We start from the raw sequence: 15,292 nt of genomic DNA, 5'->3' as shown, positions 1-15,292 counted from the left end.
AATTTATTAAAATTATAAGTTATTTTATGATTTTTGCTATCTCATTTCCTCTAGAAGTGAAATAAAAAGCAGGGAGTGAAATATATTTAATCCCTTTAATCTCAATTTTCTTGCCAATATGAAAATGTCCTTCAATGATACCATCAATTTTTACCCCTTGTTTACGTGCATATTTTTGATATGCCATAATCCTTCTAGCAGAAAATTCAAAAAAATGAAAATTCTCTTGACGTATTGCCTTAGAATATAGCTTTTCTTCAAACTCTTCATAAATCTCCCCCCCACTCAACCAATCAATAAGCCATAAAATCTCTTGAGAATGTCGTAAGATTCTTGCATAGAGTTCATACCCTATTCCTAAAAATAAATCCCCATGTGCCAAATAATAACTCTTGCCCTCAAATTCTGCGAGTAAGGGCTGACATTGACGAGGAATCATGGTTGTATTATTTAAATATCCTTTTTTTTGTAAAGCACTCAGGGCAAAATCATGATTGCCCTCTAGCCAAATCATTTGTGTTTTCTCAAATGAACTCAGAAGATCAATAAGCTCAATATTTGCTTTAAGAGAACTTTTCAAATTTCCCACAAGCACTTGTGCAATATCTCCAAATAAAACAATTTGTGAGGGAGGATGATCAAAAAGTAAATGAAGATAGCCTAGGAGATCTCTTGAATTTTGATGATTGTAATGAGAATCTGCAATAAAAAGTGCATCACTGTTGAGCTTAAGGCACATAGGCAACCTTTGGAATTCCACATTCAAGGGGAAGAGAATACATCAAATTTGCATTACATACTGCCTGCGAACTTGCTCCACGCAATAAATTATCGATTGCACTGCTAATAAATAAATCATTGCCCCTTCTTTTAGCAAAAAGATCACAAAAGTTTGTCCCTGTCACATTTTTTACTTCACTTGCACTTTCTAATACCCTAATAAAAGAAGCATTTTTATATGCATCCCTTAAAACTCTCAAGGGGTCAAAATCTCCTTGAACTCTTGCATAGACACTTACGAGCATTCCACGCGTAAAGGGGCAAAGATGGGGAATAAAATTCACTTGCAATTGTTTATTTGCAAAATGCTTAACCTTCTCTTCAATCTCAATTTGATGACGATGTTCTAGAGGTGAGTAAGCAAACATATTTTCATTGATTCTGCAATAATGAGTTGTTTGACTTAATTTTTTTCCAGCACCACTCACTCCACTTTTTGCATCTACAAACACACTGCCTTCAATGTATTTTACAAAGGGTAAAAGAGCCAAAAGTGTAGCTGTGGGATAACACCCAGGATTTGCCACTAAAGAAGCTTTGGCAATTAGATTTTCTTGATATTCAACAAGACCATAAATTGCATGAGAAAGATTCTCTTTATCGCTATGAGCACAATAGTTGCTCTCATAATGATTAAGTTCTAAGCGATAGTCCGCAGAGAGATCTATAACCCTTACTCCAAGAGCCAAAAGTTCTTTTGCAAATTCCATTGCGCTCTTATGGGGCAAAGCTAAAAAAACAAGATCGCAAACATTGGCCACATCGCTTGCCTGACTTGCACAAATCTCCATATCCAAAACTCCCCTAAGAGCAGGATAAAGTTCGCTCACTTTCATCTCCCCCTCTGTGTTACCCAAATACCTCAAAGTAAAATAGGGATGTGAGAGCAAAATCTTAATGAGCTCTAGACCTGTATAACCCCCTGCCCCAATAATACCAACAGGAATTTTTTTCATTTTTTATCCTTAAAAAATACGAAGTATCCATTCTTTAAGTTTTTTTGTTCACTTCTTGCGATAAGCAAATCCCCTTCTTTGCTATCTTGTGTAATTGTACTTCCTGCACCAATAAGAGTATGATCTGCAATACTCACTGGAGCAATAAGTTGAGAATCTGAACCTACAAAAACATTTTTACCAATTTTTGTTTTATGCTTTTTCTTTCCATCATAATTACAAGTAATCACTCCTGCACCAATATTGCTCCCCTCATCAATCTCACTATCTCCTAAGTAGCTCAAATGTCCTGCCTTCATAGAATAAAGTTTAGAGTTTTTGACTTCCACAAAATTCCCAATATGGGTTTTTTTGATGTAAGAATTAGGGCGAATATGTGCCATAGGTCCAATATCGCTAGAGATGATTTGAGAATCTCTAACAATACTGTAAGCTTTAATATGCGAATCTTTAATGAGTGTATCCCCAAAAAATTGTGTACCCTGCTCTACTTCGCATTCTCCCTCAAATCTCACATTCTTCTCCAAATAAATACTCTCTGGCAAATGCATAATAACCCCCTCTCTCATTGCTTCTTCTCTTAGACGAGCAAGCATCACTCTCTCAGCACGTGCAAGTTGAACTTTATCATTAACCCCACTAAATTCCTCTTCATCTACAAATACACCCTCAATTTCTACCCCCTCACTCACTGCAAGTTTAATGATATCTGTAAGATAGTATTCATTTTGAGCATTTTGATTGTTTAGACGTGGAAGATAGGTCTCAAGCACTTCTGTGTTAAAAATATAAATTCCAGAATTAATTGTGCAAATCTTTTTAATTTGAGCATTTGCATCTTTTTCTTCAACAATAGCCTGAATTCTCTTATTTTCAATCACAACACGTCCATAACCCAAGGGATTTTTACTCTCAATGACTCCTAGAACAATACTGGCTCTAACATTAATAAGAGTATGCAGTGAAGCAGGGGTGATTAAGGGCATATCCCCATTTAGAATCAATACTCTTGAGTAAGCTGTAGGAATGATCTTGCCTTCTTGGATCAATGCCCCACCTGTGCCAGGAAAATTCTTAAAATCTTGAAGATGAAATATTACTCTATGTCCAAATCTCTTTTGGCACACCTCTTGCACTCTTTGGGCTTGATTATAGAGCACAATATGCACATCATCGCTTAATTGAAGGGCTACTTCAATGCTATAAAGCAATAACTCTTGTCCACAAATTTTATGCAAAACTTTTGGGGTGCTGGATTTCATTCTTGTGCCACTGCCTGCAGCTAAGATCACAACAGAGAGAGCCATTTTCATCCTTACAAATAAATTTTCCTAGCATTTTATCATTTTTCACCCCAAAACCCTTGAAATATGCATATTCACAAAAGAGTAAAGTGGATTATAATTCTTAAAATTTCGTGATGAAAAAGGAGAAAATGATGAGTTGCATCTTTAAAAAAATTATTGATGGAGAAATTCCTTGTCAAAAAGTGCTTGAAAACACAAACTGCCTAGCCTTTTATGATATCAACCCTCAAGCCCCTATACATGTATTAATTATTCCTAAAAAAGAAATTAAAGATTTTAATGCCCTAGATTCTCAGACAATGAGTGAACTCCTTGCCTTTACCCATCAGGTTGTAGAAACTTTAGGATTAAAAGAGCAAGGCTATCGCCTTATTACTAATGTTGGAGAAAATGGAGGTCAAGAAGTCGCTCATCTTCACTTCCATCTTCTTGGTGGAGCCAAACTTAAATGGGAAAAACTAGCTTAGATAGATTGCAATCTCATCAGCTAGAAAAAAATCCTTCACTTTTAAAAAACCATTTTCAATAAGTGCTTTATCCTCGCTAAGGAGATTAAACACTTTTTGAGATTGAAGGAGCTCAACCTCTACACCTATTTCAGAGCGTAAGCCTAGAAATAATTTTTCTAAAAACTGCTCTTTTTGACTGAGCACTTCTTGGATTTTATGAAAAGGATCTTTAATATAGGAGGGGATATGTCTAGTTTTTGTATATCTCACTCCATTGATAAATCCCACAGCTCCCGCACCACAGCCAATATACTCAGAAGCCCTCCAATAAGCTAAATTATGCAAACAGCGATAATTTCTGGCAAAATTTGAAACCTCATACTGTATAAATCCTTTTTTTTCTAGCTCCACACAGATCAAATCCCCCATATCTTCTAAAGGCAAAGAAGGGGGAGAAGTATAAAATCTTGAACCCTTATCAATACTTAGAGAATAAGCAGAGAGATGATTAATAGGAAGGAGTGAAGCAAGAGCTATTTCTTCCTGAAGAGTTTCTTTTGTATCTAGGGGTGTGCCATAGATAAGATCAATACTTAAATTTTCAAATCCAGCACTATGGGCGAGATCTAAAGAGTGAACAATATCTTTTCCTTGATGCTCTCTTTGCAAAAATTCTAACTTTTGATCAAAAAAACTTTGCACACCAATACTTAAGCGACTTGCCCCCATACTTTTAAGGTCCCTACACCATTGCTGATGCAAAAGATTGGGATTACACTCTAATGTAATTTCACAGGTTTTTGAAAAATTTGCATGCTGAGCAATCTTTTTAAAAATCTGCTCATAATCTTGACTTGAAAGGGTATTGGGTGTCCCTCCCCCAATATAAATACTCTCTAAAGTGTAATTTTTTCCCTCTAATTCTTTAACAATATCCTCACACAAAGCCTTAAGATAAGATTCTTGAAGATGAAAAAAATGATTTGAAGAATTAAATGCACAATAGCCACACTTGCTTGTGCAAAAAGGGATGTGAAGGTAAAGAATCATTAAGATAAAAGGGGTAAAAACCCCTTAAAAAGAATCCTATACAAACTCAATAAGGGCCATCATAGAAGCATCGCCTCTTCTGATGCGTGTTCTATGGATTTTTGTATACCCTCCATTGCGTCCATTGTAGCGTGGAGCAATTTGAGTGATCAATTTTTTTGTTGCAGCCTTGTCTTGTAAATGTGCAAAAATTGCTCTATGAGTATTAAAGTCTGCGTTTCTTGCTGTTGTTACAAGCCTTTCAATATAAGACTGCAATTCTTTTGCTTTGAATACACCCGTTTCAATCTTCTCATGTGTAATTAAAGCAATAGAAAGATTTTTTAGCAATGCTTTTCTATGAGAAGAGGTTCTTCCAAGCTTTCTATATCCGTGCTTATGTCTCATATTTCCTCCTTATTTTTTGCTGATTTTCTTTTCAAAAAGAGCAATCAGATTATCTGAGAGCTTTGTTCCTACTGGATAACCCAACTCTTCAAGTTTTTCTGTGATTTCATCATAGGATTTTTTACCTAAATTTTTAATCGCTTTTAAAGCACTCTCTTCCATCATGACAAGTTCGCCAATATGCCTGATATTTGCACGATCAAGACAATTAAAACATCTTGCACTTAAGTTTAGAGAATCAATGCGGATCATCAAAGTCTTAAGCTCTGCACTATCCTCAGCAAGATTCTTTGATGAGAATGCAGGAGCTGCCAAAGAAAGATCAGCACCAAAAACAGACATTTGAGAATGCATAATTGTAATAGCATTTCTAAATGCTTGCATAGGTTCAATTTGTCCATCTGTCTGAATATCAAAAATAATTTTTTCATAGTTTGGATTATCTTCAACCAAAACACTTGCAATTTCATAAGTTACTTTCTTTACAGGTGTAAAGAAAGCATCAAGTGGAATAAATCCTTCGGGCAATATTCCACGAATATCTTCACTTGGAACATAACCGATACCATTTTGGATCAAAATGCTTAAATTAAGTTCTGCACCCTCATTGATTGTTGCAATATGTAAATCAGGATTTGTAATCTCAACACCCTCACTTCTAAAATCTCCAGCCTTAAGACTTCTAGATCCCTTAAAGCTATAGCTTAATTTAATGGGGTCTTCACCTTCTTTTTCTTGGATAAGAAAGCGAATATTTTTAAGATTGACGATAAGTTGAGAAACATCCTCAACAATTCCACGAATCGAATCAAACTCGTGTGCAACACCCTCAATTTGAACTCCAATAGGAGCAAATCCTACTGAGCTAGACATCAAAAGTCTTCGAATTGGATGGGCAAAAGTGATTGCATACCCTGACTCAAAAGGATGGGCAGTGATCTTGATATGATTTTGACCCACTTCCTCAACAGCAATATCTGTTGGAATATATGGAGTAGTTTTTATCGTTTTCATTCACACCACCTTAAATTATTTTGAATACAACTCAACGATCAATCGCTCTTCAATTGGAACTACTACTTCTTCACGAACAGGATATCTTGTAAAGATTCCAAACTTCTTATCTTTATCAACATCAATCCAAGGCACAGCTACAACTTGATGAGAAAGCTCAATTGCACGATTGATTTGAACATTATTTTTACTCTTTTCTCTAATCTCAACTTTTTGCCCTGGCTCAACCATATAAGAAGGAATATCCACTCTTTTACCATTAACCAAAATATGTCCATGAGTTACAAGTTGGCGAGCAAATCTTCTTGTTGTTGCAAAACCCATTCGATATACAACATTATCCAATCTTTGCTCAATCAAACGGATAAGATTTGCTCCTGTATTTCCTTCGATTCGATTAGCTTCTTTAAAAAGACTTCTAAATTGCTTTTCACTCACACCATACATCATCTTTGCTTTTTGCTTTTCACGCAATTGCATTCCATATTCAGAGATTTTTCCTCTTCTTTGTCCATGTTGTCCTGGTCCATAAGGTCGCTTATCCAATGCACTTTTTCCTGCAAGTCTTCGCTCACCTTTGAGTGCCAAAGAAACACCAAATCTTCTTTCAATTTTCTCAACTGGTCCTCTATATCTTGCCATTTGCTACTCCTTATACTCTTCTTCTTTTAGGTGGTCGACAACCATTGTGAGGAAGTGGAGTGATATCTTTAAACCATAATACTTTAATTCCTTCAATCGCCCCAACACTCTTCACAGCAGTCTCTCGTCCGCTTCCAGGTCCTTGAACCTTGATCCCTACTTCTTTAATTCCATGCTCTTTGGCTTTTGCCATTGCACTCTCAACTGCTTGTTGCGCAGCATAAGGAGTAGATTTCTTAGAACCTTTAAATCCTAATCCACCAGCAGTAGCCCAACAAATTACATTACCAACCTCATCAGTAACCGTGACATTTGTATTATTGAAAGTTGCAGAGATATATACAATCCCTCTAGCAATATTTTTTTTAACAACTTTTTTCTTTGTTACGTTTCTTTTTGCCATCGCACTATCCTTTACTTGCTACCTACAGTTTTTCTCTTACCTTTTCGAGTTCGAGCATTATTTTTTGTTGTTTGTCCACGAACAGGTAAGCCTTTTCTGTGTCTAAGACCTCTATAATTTCCCAAATCCATCAATGCTTTGATGTCCATAGTCACTTTTTTACGCAAATCACCCTCAACCATGTAGCTTTCTTGAATTTTTTTAGCAATTGAAGAAACTTCATCTTCGCTGAGATCATTAACTCGCTTATCAAAAGAAATATTTACGGAATTCAAAATATCTCTGGAACTCTTAAGTCCAATACCATAAATGTAAGTGAGAGCATACTCTACTCTTTTCTTTTTTGGCAAATCTACACCAGCAATTCTCGCCATGTTTTATCCTTGTCTTTGTTTATGTTTAGGTGTTGTACAGATTACTCTGATCACACCATTTCGCTTGATAATTTTGCATTTATCACACATCTTTTTGACCGATGGCCTTACTTTCATTACATCCTCCTTAAATTTTTGTGATGCAAAAAGTGATTTTATAGAGCCTAGAATTTAAGCAATATAAACTTTGGATTATATCCCAAATCTCACGAAATTTTCCTCTTTTTTACTTCCTCCCATGATTTTTCGCTCACCTTTTGAAGAGTGGAGAGAAAAAACCTAACATTAAGATAGAATTCACCCTTTTGAAACCTTGATATTAAAAAGGATTTGTGATGAAAGCTTTTGAACTCAACTCTTCTTATACTCCCTCAGGGGATCAACCTCAGGCGATTGAGAAAATCACAAATTCTATTTTACGTGGCCATCGTTACCAAACCCTTATTGGTGTAACAGGGAGTGGAAAAACCTTTTCTATGGCAAATATTATTGCCAAACTCAATATGCCCACTTTGATTATGACTCATAATAAAACTTTGGCCGCCCAGCTTTATAGTGAGTTTAAAGGTTTTTTCCCAAACAATCATGTGGAGTATTTTATTTCTCACTTTGATTATTATCAACCAGAAGCCTATATTCCACGTCGGGATCTTTTTATTGAAAAGGACAGCTCTATCAATGAAGATTTAGAGCGTCTTAGACTCTCAGCCACCACTTCACTTCTTGCTTACGATGATGTGATTGTTGTTGCAAGTGTTTCAGCAAATTATGGTTTAGGAAATCCTGAGGAATACCTCCAAATGATAGAAAAACTAGAAGTAGGAATGCAAATCTCTCAAAAAACTCTCCTTCAGAAACTTGTAGAAATGGGTTATACACGAAATGACACTATTTTTGAAAGAGCAAATTTTAGAGTTATGGGGGAGAGCATTGATATTTTTCCAGCCTATAATGAAGGGGAATACATACGTCTTGAGTTCTTTGGAGATGAAATTGAAAAAATTTCTATCAGGGAAGCATTAAGCAATACACTCTTTAAATCCATTCCCTCTTATGTGCTCTATGCTGCTAATCAATTTATTGTTGGGGGTGATCGACTTTCTTTGGCAATTAAGAGTATTGAAGATGAGCTTGCTTTAAGACTTGAAGAATTTGCCTCACAAGATAAAATGGTCGAGCACTCAAGATTAAAAAGTCGCACCGAGTTTGATCTAGAGATGATTGCTCAAAGTGGGATATGTAAGGGGATAGAAAATTATGCACGCCATCTCACAGGAAAAAAACCAGGAGAAACCCCCTACTCCCTGCTTGATTATTTTGAACAAAAAGGAAAACCCTACCTCATCATTGTCGATGAGTCCCATGTCAGTCTTCCACAATTTGGCGGGATGTATGCAGGAGATAGAAGCAGGAAAGAAGTGCTTGTAGAATATGGTTTTAGACTTCCTAGCGCACTGGATAATCGACCTTTAAAGTTTGATGAATTCATTATTAAACCCCCCCATTTTCTCTTTGTCTCTGCCACTCCAGCCCATAAAGAACTAGAGCTAAGCGGAGAAAATATAGCCGAGCAAATCATTCGACCTACAGGACTTCTTGATCCACTTTATGAAATCCGCGACAGTCAAAATCAAGTGCTTGATCTCTTAGAAGAAATTAAACTTAGAATAGAAAAAAAAGAACGTGTGCTCATTACAACGCTCACTAAAAAAATGGCTGAAGAACTCAGTAAGTATTATGCAGATATGGGGATTAAAATCCAGTATATGCACAGTGATATTGATGCCATAGAGAGAAACCATCTTATTCGCTCTCTTAGACTTGGAGAGTTTGATGTGCTTGTAGGAATCAATCTTTTGCGTGAGGGACTAGATCTACCTGAAGTAAGCCTTGTAGCAATCTTAGATGCAGATAAAGAAGGATTTTTAAGAAGTGAAACTAGCCTTATTCAAACTATGGGGCGGGCAGCAAGGAATGTAAATGGCAAAGTTCTCCTCTATGCTCAAAAGATTACAAACTCTATGAAAAAAGCTTGTGAAATTACTGATTATCGTCGGGCTAAACAAATGCAATACAATGCACTCCACAATATCACCCCCAAAAGTGTGCAGCGTCAGGTCGAAGATGAGCTCAAGCTTGAAAGCAGTGCTAATCTTTATGAAAAAAGAGTCAAAAATAAAATTCCCAAAAGTGAATTAGAAAATATCATCAAAGAGCTCAAGGCAAAAATGCTTGAAGCAAGTAAAAAGCTAGAGTTTGAAGAAGCAGCAAGACTTAGAGATGAAATAGCAAGACTTAGAGATGAAATAGCAAGACTTAGAGGGAAATAAACTAGAAATATTAAATAATATACAATCCCTAAATCTTCAAGTCTTAGGCTTAAATTATAATGATGCACAAGGCACTTTTTTAATGTGCGCAATATTCCTTATTGCATCTTTTCATAGTATTTTCCCAAGAGCACACCAAGCCCTCCCCAGATCAAAGAGATTATAGCCCCACATAAAAGCACACACATAATTCCAATCCCCGCAAGAAAACTTTCTACTTGGGCAGAGAATGCATCTCCTCCACGATATACAACAGTATCAAGGAAGTTTTTTACCTTATATTTAGAATCTGCATCTAAAGGCACAAAAAGCATTTCACGCCCAGGTTTAACAAGTGCATATTCTCCTATACGACGAATGCTCATTACAACAGCTAAAGGCAAGAAAGCAGGATGAGTAAAACTCAAAAGAATGAATCCAAGTGCAATAACAAAGCCAAGGATACTTAAAAGACTTATCGTTCCAAAGAATTGAGCAATCTTTGCTGTAAGAAAAATTTGAATAAGTAAAGCAGAAATTTGCACAATAAAATCAATATTTGCAAATGCTACAATCCTTGCCTCGCGTGTAGGAAAAATCTCACGGATAATCCTTGCTTGTTCCATATACAAAAAAGTAGAAACACTTGTAAGTAATACAATAAAAGCACAGAGCATTAAAAGATACTTGGATTGTATAATAAGCTTAAAACCAATAAAAGGATTTTTTGATCCTATCACTTGGTCAAATCTTTTAAACACCTGTACACTTTCAAAATATTGCAATTGACGCAAAATTAAATTCTTTAATACAATACTTAAAATAAGCAGGGCAATAGAGAGGAAGATAAGATTTGATACACCAAAATTTTCCATTAAAATACTTGTGCTCACAGATCCTACAATACTCCCAAAACTTGCTCCAGCTGAGACAATACCAAAAAGCCTTTTACTTGCCTCTTTACTAAAAACATCAGCAAGCAAACTCCATGCGCTTGAAAAAGCAAAAAGATTAAAAACACTCATCCAAACATAAAATACGCGAGAGAGCCAGATAAATTCTTTTGTATGCGGATCAAATATTTGCATTAATGCATAGAAAATCAAAAGATTAAATACAAAAAAATAAAAGATACAATCCACATATAATCTACGCTTAATTTTAGTGCTTAGTCCCATTAGGGATAAAGAGACGAGAATACAAGTGATAAAAGTTGCTAAAAATAACCATCTAAGCTCCTCCTGCCCTCCTTCTAACCCTAAGGCATCTCGTATAGGTCTTAAAATTGCATAAGAGCAAAAAAGCATAAAAATAAACCCACAAGAAAGAGCTAAAATCTTAAATTCTCCAGATTTAAAATTAAAAAGCCCATAGATCAAAGATGGCATATTTATCCTTTTAATAGAGATTTTAAATTATAAATCCTCACACTTAGTGTTTGTCAAGGGGGTAGAAGGGATTATTTAAAATTTTTGAAGGAATGGGATTTTATCTTATTGCCTATTATAAAAATTATGGAAATTTCTTTTTATATTCATTGCCCCAAGATTCAAGGCTTTGGAGTATACACTCTAAACTCTGACCTAGTGTTGTAAGGCTATATTCTACCCTTGGTGGCACTTCTGCATAAACTTTGCGTTTAATGAGATTTGCCTCTTCTAGCTCTCGCAAGTTTTGTGTCAGCACTTTTTGGGAAATATTTTGATTTTTAGTCGCACCTACAGATTTTTTTAGCTCACCAAATCGCTTCGTGCCACTAAGTAAATCTCTAATGATGATGATTTTCCATTTATTACCAATGAGATTTAAAGTCGTTTCAATCGGACAAGGTGAATGATAGGCATTCATTCTATCTCCTTTATAAGATTCCATAATCTATAATCTTTTATATTTTCACTAAAATCTTAACATAAAATCATCCGATATTTACACAATAGTATCAAAAATACTACTATATAATAAAAAAGTGCTTACTTGATTTTATATACTTAGTTTATTATACTTTCCTAACCATTTCTTGGTGTATGTTCTGCGCTAGAAATGAATCTAAGTTTAAAGGAAATTGAATGAAAATTGCAGTTTTAGCAGCAAAGGGTAAAGCAGGAAGTGCGATCGTAAAAGAAGCAGTAAATGCAGGATTTGAAGTAAGTGCATTTGCAAGAAGTGAAGTAAATTTTGATAAGAGAGTGCATTGTGTGATAAAAGATATTTTTACCCTCAATAGTGCTGATTTGCAAGGATTTGATGTGATTATTGATGCTTTTGGAGAGTGGCAGGATTTATCCTTACACAAAAAGCATATTGAGCATTTAATCAAGATTTTGCAAGACAATCCTGCAAGATTACTTGTTGTAGGGGGTGCAGGAAGTTTATACATGGATAAAAGCCACACCATGAGATTAATGGATACGCCAAGTTTTCCGCCTGAATATCTGGGAGTAGCAGTAGCTACTGCAGAGGTATTAGAAACTCTAAGAGAAGAGAAGAAGATCCATTGGGTTTATGTCTGTCCTCCTGCTGTATTTCTTCCAGATGCACCAAAGAGTGGCACATATAAAATCATTGGGGAAGAGTTTGAGACAAATAGTAAAAATGAAAGTCAGTGTAGCTATGCAGACTATGCAAGTGCAATGATAGAAATCGCTAAAAACTCTAAACTTAATCGAGTGCGTGTGGGTGTAATCGGGCTATAGTTTTCTATAATGACCTAATGGGGTTAAAGCCAAAAGGCCAATGGTTTGCATAGCCTCTTTGCAAGAGTTTCTCTTGCAAATCTGCCCCTTTCTTTTAAGATCGTTTATTGATAAAAAAGGCATAGATCTAATCAATACCAGTATACGCAATAAGACTTTACTGATTTACCCTACTCTCCGCTTCTTTAATATAGCTTTCATATTCCTCATCACTCAAGAGTTCTAGCCAAGTTACATTCTTGCCATCTTTTTCATGCGTCAAAGCAATATGCACCCCCTCTTGTGTTAATCCTGCTCCGTGCCAATGCTCCACATCAGAGGGACAAAGCACCACATCACCAGCTTTTGCAATCTGCACTATCCCCTCTTTTGTGCCCGTATAGATTATACCTTGTGTCACAATAAGCGTTTGTCCTGCAGGATGAGTATGCCATGCACTTCTAGCTCGAGGGCTGAAAGTCACTTCTGCTCCGCTATAATTACGATAATCTCCACTTTTAAAAAGCATCTTAACACTCACTTCACCGCTGAATATCTTAGAATTTCCTTTAAACCCTCCAAGACTTCCTGCTTTAATCACTTCTTGTGTTTTTTGCACTTTTGCCTCCTTAGCATATGTAATATTTGCAAAAACTAAACCTACAATAAAAGTCATAGTCATTAATTGTTTCATTCTCTCTCCTTTTTACTTCAAAAGATTGTGTAATTATAAATTCTATCACCTAGTGTTTGTCAAGGAGGAATTTGAAAAATTACCCACTCATTTTAAATCTACTAAAGAGTGAATTTCTTGAGAAAAAAGATGCAAGGCCCAAGAATAACAACACCTAAACCTATAATCTTATACAACGTGATAGGTTTGGTAACCAGTCTAAAATCCCCTGCACTATCTAAAACAAGGCTTATAAAAGCTATCTCACAAGAACCAATAAAAACATATTGATTAACCTAATCTTAGGAGAAAGCAAGACCATCCCAAAGACGAAAATACTCCCAAGGCACATTCCAAGAGCTTCCATAAGTTTTGTATCGAGAGTGTTTTAAATGCAGAAAGAGTTTATAAAAGAACCTTATAAATAGAAGATGATTAAAAGACAGATAGAGTTTATGACAATGAGTTTAGGGGGTAGCATTGATTTCTCTCTTAAGTAATAAAATTACAATAAAATCACTTTCTAACACACATCATGAATGAAAAACAATATTATTACACATTAATTTCAAGAATAAATATTTTTTAACTCTTAAACCTTTTTCATGTTAAAACTGCAAAGAAGATCCTCTAATATTTTTTACCATGCTCCAAGAAATATCATTGAAATTTTCATCCACAACCGTTACTATCCCCTTATATTAAGCATATTCATCACTTTTAAATTTCTTAATATAAATTATTACTTGATTTCTTATATCAGAGATATTAGAACACAGCTTTAAGTTGGCTTTGTATTTCTTCCTCTGTAAGATATATGCCGATGATTCTTTGTAGACTGCTGCTATCGCCAAGCTTGATAAGCATATCCCCATTGCCTGTGAGCTTTTCCGCACCCACTTCATCTAAAATAATTTTAGATTCTGTGCTTTTTTGCACCTTGAGGGCTATGCGACTTGGGACATTGCTTCGTAAGCTTCCACTAAGGGTTGCAGAATCTGGTCTTTGAGTGGCTAAAACAAGGTGGATTCTCGCTTCTCTTGCCTTTTCGGCCAATCTTATAAGATGAGTTTCAATGTCTTTATTTTGCCTTATCAAATCGTTTAATTCATCAATAATTAAAACCCGATAAGGCATACTCTCAAAGCTTTCGCCCTTAGATTTTCTAACATATCGCGATTCCATTTCCGAAACAAAAGATTCTATAATATCTCCTGACTTATCTGTGCCTAAAATTTCAAGATTCTTTATTTGTGTAAATTCTGCAAAACTTGCTCCCGCCTTTGGGTCAATGATAAAAATCTCAACATTTTGATGACGCAATAAACACAAAATAATATTTTTTAAAAGCATACTTTTTCCACCTCCTGTTTGTCCTGCAACAAGCAAATGCGGAGTAGTTTTTAAATCAAAGCAAAAAGGCTTTTTATCCACACTCATTCCAGCAAAAACGCCAAGTTCAAAATTTTGCTTACGCAATACTTCTAAACCTTGCTTAAATTCCGATAAACCAAGTGTTCGCCTTTGCCCTTTAGGTTTTGGAATCTGAATGCTATATGTTTTGCTTATGCCCTTAACTTGCTCAATGTAAATGTTCGCGCCTAACTCATCATCAAGATATTGACTTTTTGTTTTAAAGGCTTGAATCTTAATAGAATCCAAAAGCTCAATTTTGCAAATGTGATGCCGATAGGAATCCTCTTCATTTATTAGCCTAATGCCAATTCCTTGTTTTTTGAAATAATCTTGCAATTTGGGAAAGTAACCCACCTCATTATTTTTGGGATTTTCTTTTGTCTGCTCCTCTTGCTTTAAGGATAAATGCAAATTATCCCAACACCATTGATAAAAGCAATCACGTGACTTATAGGTATTATCAAGCTCATAAAGCCCTCTTTGGATATAGCGACTTAAAATCCTCAAATATTCTTTGTCATCGCTGAAAATATCTTTTTTGTCTCTATCTAGCTCCTCCTTATGCTTAATATACAGCATTGAGCGAATAAGCAAATCAAAATCCTCTTTTTTGTCCTTGCCCTTACCTGTGATTTGCTCTAAATGATACTCTTTGCCCCTCTCTCCCTCTAATCTCTTGTGTTTCCAATCCACAGATTCTAATGGCAAATGAGGCGCATTCATAGCCCAAGCTAGAGCTATTCTTAAAACAAAATATTTTGGAAATTCGCTTTCCTCATCATAACCAAATCCATCCTTTCTCACCCTATTTATCAAAAGTTCCTCATAATGATTTGTATTAAAATCTGCCATTTTCTCTC

General features: G+C 35.5%; 17 protein-coding genes. 3 read left to right on the top strand and 14 right to left on the bottom strand.

Annotated elements, in window-relative coordinates; translation table 11 throughout:
- Nucleotides 1-19 precede the first annotated feature (19 nt).
- The 3 genes from CQA62_RS04945 to glmU are packed head-to-tail and all read right to left on the bottom strand — an operon-like array spanning nt 20 to nt 3,043.
- Nucleotides 20-739, bottom strand: a complete 720-nt coding sequence (locus CQA62_RS04945) for a metallophosphoesterase (protein WP_104724890.1) — start codon at nt 737-739, stop codon at nt 20-22.
- Complete coding sequence (gene argC / locus CQA62_RS04940; protein ID WP_197720401.1) at nt 729-1,736, bottom strand: N-acetyl-gamma-glutamyl-phosphate reductase; 1,008 nt, start codon at nt 1,734-1,736, stop codon at nt 729-731. Before argC ends, CQA62_RS04945 begins: the two co-directional genes overlap by 11 nt.
- On the bottom strand, nt 1,733-3,043 hold the full coding sequence (gene glmU / locus CQA62_RS04935; protein ID WP_104724889.1) for a bifunctional UDP-N-acetylglucosamine diphosphorylase/glucosamine-1-phosphate N-acetyltransferase GlmU: 1,311 nt from the start codon (nt 3,041-3,043) through the stop codon (nt 1,733-1,735). Before glmU ends, argC begins: the two co-directional genes overlap by 4 nt.
- Nucleotides 3,044-3,174: 131 nt before the next feature.
- Here glmU and CQA62_RS04930 point away from each other — a divergent pair, with 131 nt between their 5' ends.
- Entirely contained in the window at nt 3,175-3,510 is a 336-nt protein-coding gene (locus CQA62_RS04930) for a histidine triad nucleotide-binding protein (RefSeq protein ID WP_104724888.1), read from the top strand.
- On the opposite strand, the gene hemW is transcribed toward CQA62_RS04930, so the two are convergent.
- Genes hemW through rpmJ form a run of 7 tightly spaced genes read right to left on the bottom strand, consistent with a single transcriptional unit; the run spans nt 3,502 to nt 7,479 of the window.
- The gene (hemW, locus tag CQA62_RS04925; RefSeq protein WP_104724887.1) at nt 3,502-4,542 is read right to left on the bottom strand and encodes a radical SAM family heme chaperone HemW; all 1,041 of its coding nucleotides are present in this window, start codon (nt 4,540-4,542) and stop codon (nt 3,502-3,504) included. The genes CQA62_RS04930 and hemW overlap by 9 nt on opposite strands.
- A gap of 36 nt (nt 4,543-4,578) precedes the next feature.
- Nucleotides 4,579-4,929, bottom strand: a complete 351-nt coding sequence (gene rplQ, locus CQA62_RS04920; protein WP_104724886.1) for a 50S ribosomal protein L17 — start codon at nt 4,927-4,929, stop codon at nt 4,579-4,581.
- Nucleotides 4,930-4,938: 9 nt separating this feature from the next.
- Nucleotides 4,939-5,943, bottom strand: coding sequence for a DNA-directed RNA polymerase subunit alpha (locus tag CQA62_RS04915; RefSeq protein WP_104724885.1), 1,005 nt, complete (start codon nt 5,941-5,943; stop codon nt 4,939-4,941).
- A gap of 15 nt (nt 5,944-5,958) precedes the next feature.
- Nucleotides 5,959-6,585, bottom strand: a complete 627-nt coding sequence (gene rpsD / locus CQA62_RS04910; RefSeq protein ID WP_104724884.1) for a 30S ribosomal protein S4 — start codon at nt 6,583-6,585, stop codon at nt 5,959-5,961.
- Between the two features lie 10 nt (nt 6,586-6,595).
- Nucleotides 6,596-6,988: a 30S ribosomal protein S11 gene (rpsK, locus tag CQA62_RS04905; RefSeq protein ID WP_104724883.1), complete on the bottom strand. Its 393-nt coding sequence runs from the start codon at nt 6,986-6,988 to the stop codon at nt 6,596-6,598.
- 11 nt (nt 6,989-6,999) lie between these two features.
- Entirely contained in the window at nt 7,000-7,362 is a 363-nt protein-coding gene (rpsM, locus tag CQA62_RS04900) for a 30S ribosomal protein S13 (RefSeq protein ID WP_104724882.1), read from the bottom strand.
- A 3-nt stretch (nt 7,363-7,365) separates the two neighbouring features.
- Nucleotides 7,366-7,479 carry a 50S ribosomal protein L36 gene (gene rpmJ, locus CQA62_RS04895; protein ID WP_104724881.1) on the bottom strand — a complete coding sequence of 38 codons (114 nt, stop codon included), beginning with the start codon at nt 7,477-7,479 and terminating at the stop codon, nt 7,366-7,368.
- 218 nt (nt 7,480-7,697) lie between these two features.
- On the opposite strand from rpmJ, the gene uvrB reads away from it, so the two are divergent.
- Nucleotides 7,698-9,692 carry an excinuclease ABC subunit UvrB gene (gene uvrB, locus CQA62_RS04890; RefSeq protein ID WP_115585126.1) on the top strand — a complete coding sequence of 665 codons (1,995 nt, stop codon included), beginning with the start codon at nt 7,698-7,700 and terminating at the stop codon, nt 9,690-9,692.
- Nucleotides 9,693-9,790: 98 nt separating this feature from the next.
- Here uvrB and CQA62_RS04885 read toward each other — a convergent pair whose 3' ends face one another.
- A complete protein-coding gene (locus tag CQA62_RS04885) occupies nt 9,791-11,059 on the bottom strand; it encodes an NTP/NDP exchange transporter (protein WP_232006770.1) in 1,269 nt (422 codons plus the stop codon).
- Between the two features lie 124 nt (nt 11,060-11,183).
- Complete coding sequence (gene rrpB / locus CQA62_RS04880) at nt 11,184-11,519, bottom strand: MarR family transcription factor RrpB (protein WP_104724879.1); 336 nt, start codon at nt 11,517-11,519, stop codon at nt 11,184-11,186.
- A gap of 218 nt (nt 11,520-11,737) precedes the next feature.
- Here rrpB and CQA62_RS04875 point away from each other — a divergent pair, with 218 nt between their 5' ends.
- The gene (locus tag CQA62_RS04875; RefSeq protein WP_104724878.1) at nt 11,738-12,364 is read left to right on the top strand and encodes an NAD(P)H-binding protein; all 627 of its coding nucleotides are present in this window, start codon (nt 11,738-11,740) and stop codon (nt 12,362-12,364) included.
- 157 nt (nt 12,365-12,521) lie between these two features.
- Here CQA62_RS04875 and CQA62_RS04870 read toward each other — a convergent pair whose 3' ends face one another.
- Both CQA62_RS04870 and CQA62_RS04865 read right to left on the bottom strand, forming a co-directional pair.
- Nucleotides 12,522-13,037: a cupin domain-containing protein gene (locus tag CQA62_RS04870; protein WP_232006768.1), complete on the bottom strand. Its 516-nt coding sequence runs from the start codon at nt 13,035-13,037 to the stop codon at nt 12,522-12,524.
- Nucleotides 13,038-13,784: 747 nt separating this feature from the next.
- Nucleotides 13,785-15,284: an FtsK/SpoIIIE domain-containing protein gene (locus CQA62_RS04865; RefSeq protein WP_104724877.1), complete on the bottom strand. Its 1,500-nt coding sequence runs from the start codon at nt 15,282-15,284 to the stop codon at nt 13,785-13,787.
- Nucleotides 15,285-15,292 lie beyond the last annotated feature (8 nt).

It is taken from the genome of Helicobacter cholecystus (assembly GCF_003364215.1).
Lineage (GTDB): Bacteria > Campylobacterota > Campylobacteria > Campylobacterales > Helicobacteraceae > Helicobacter_G > Helicobacter_G cholecystus.
This window is presented reverse-complemented; position numbering and strand designations above follow the sequence as displayed.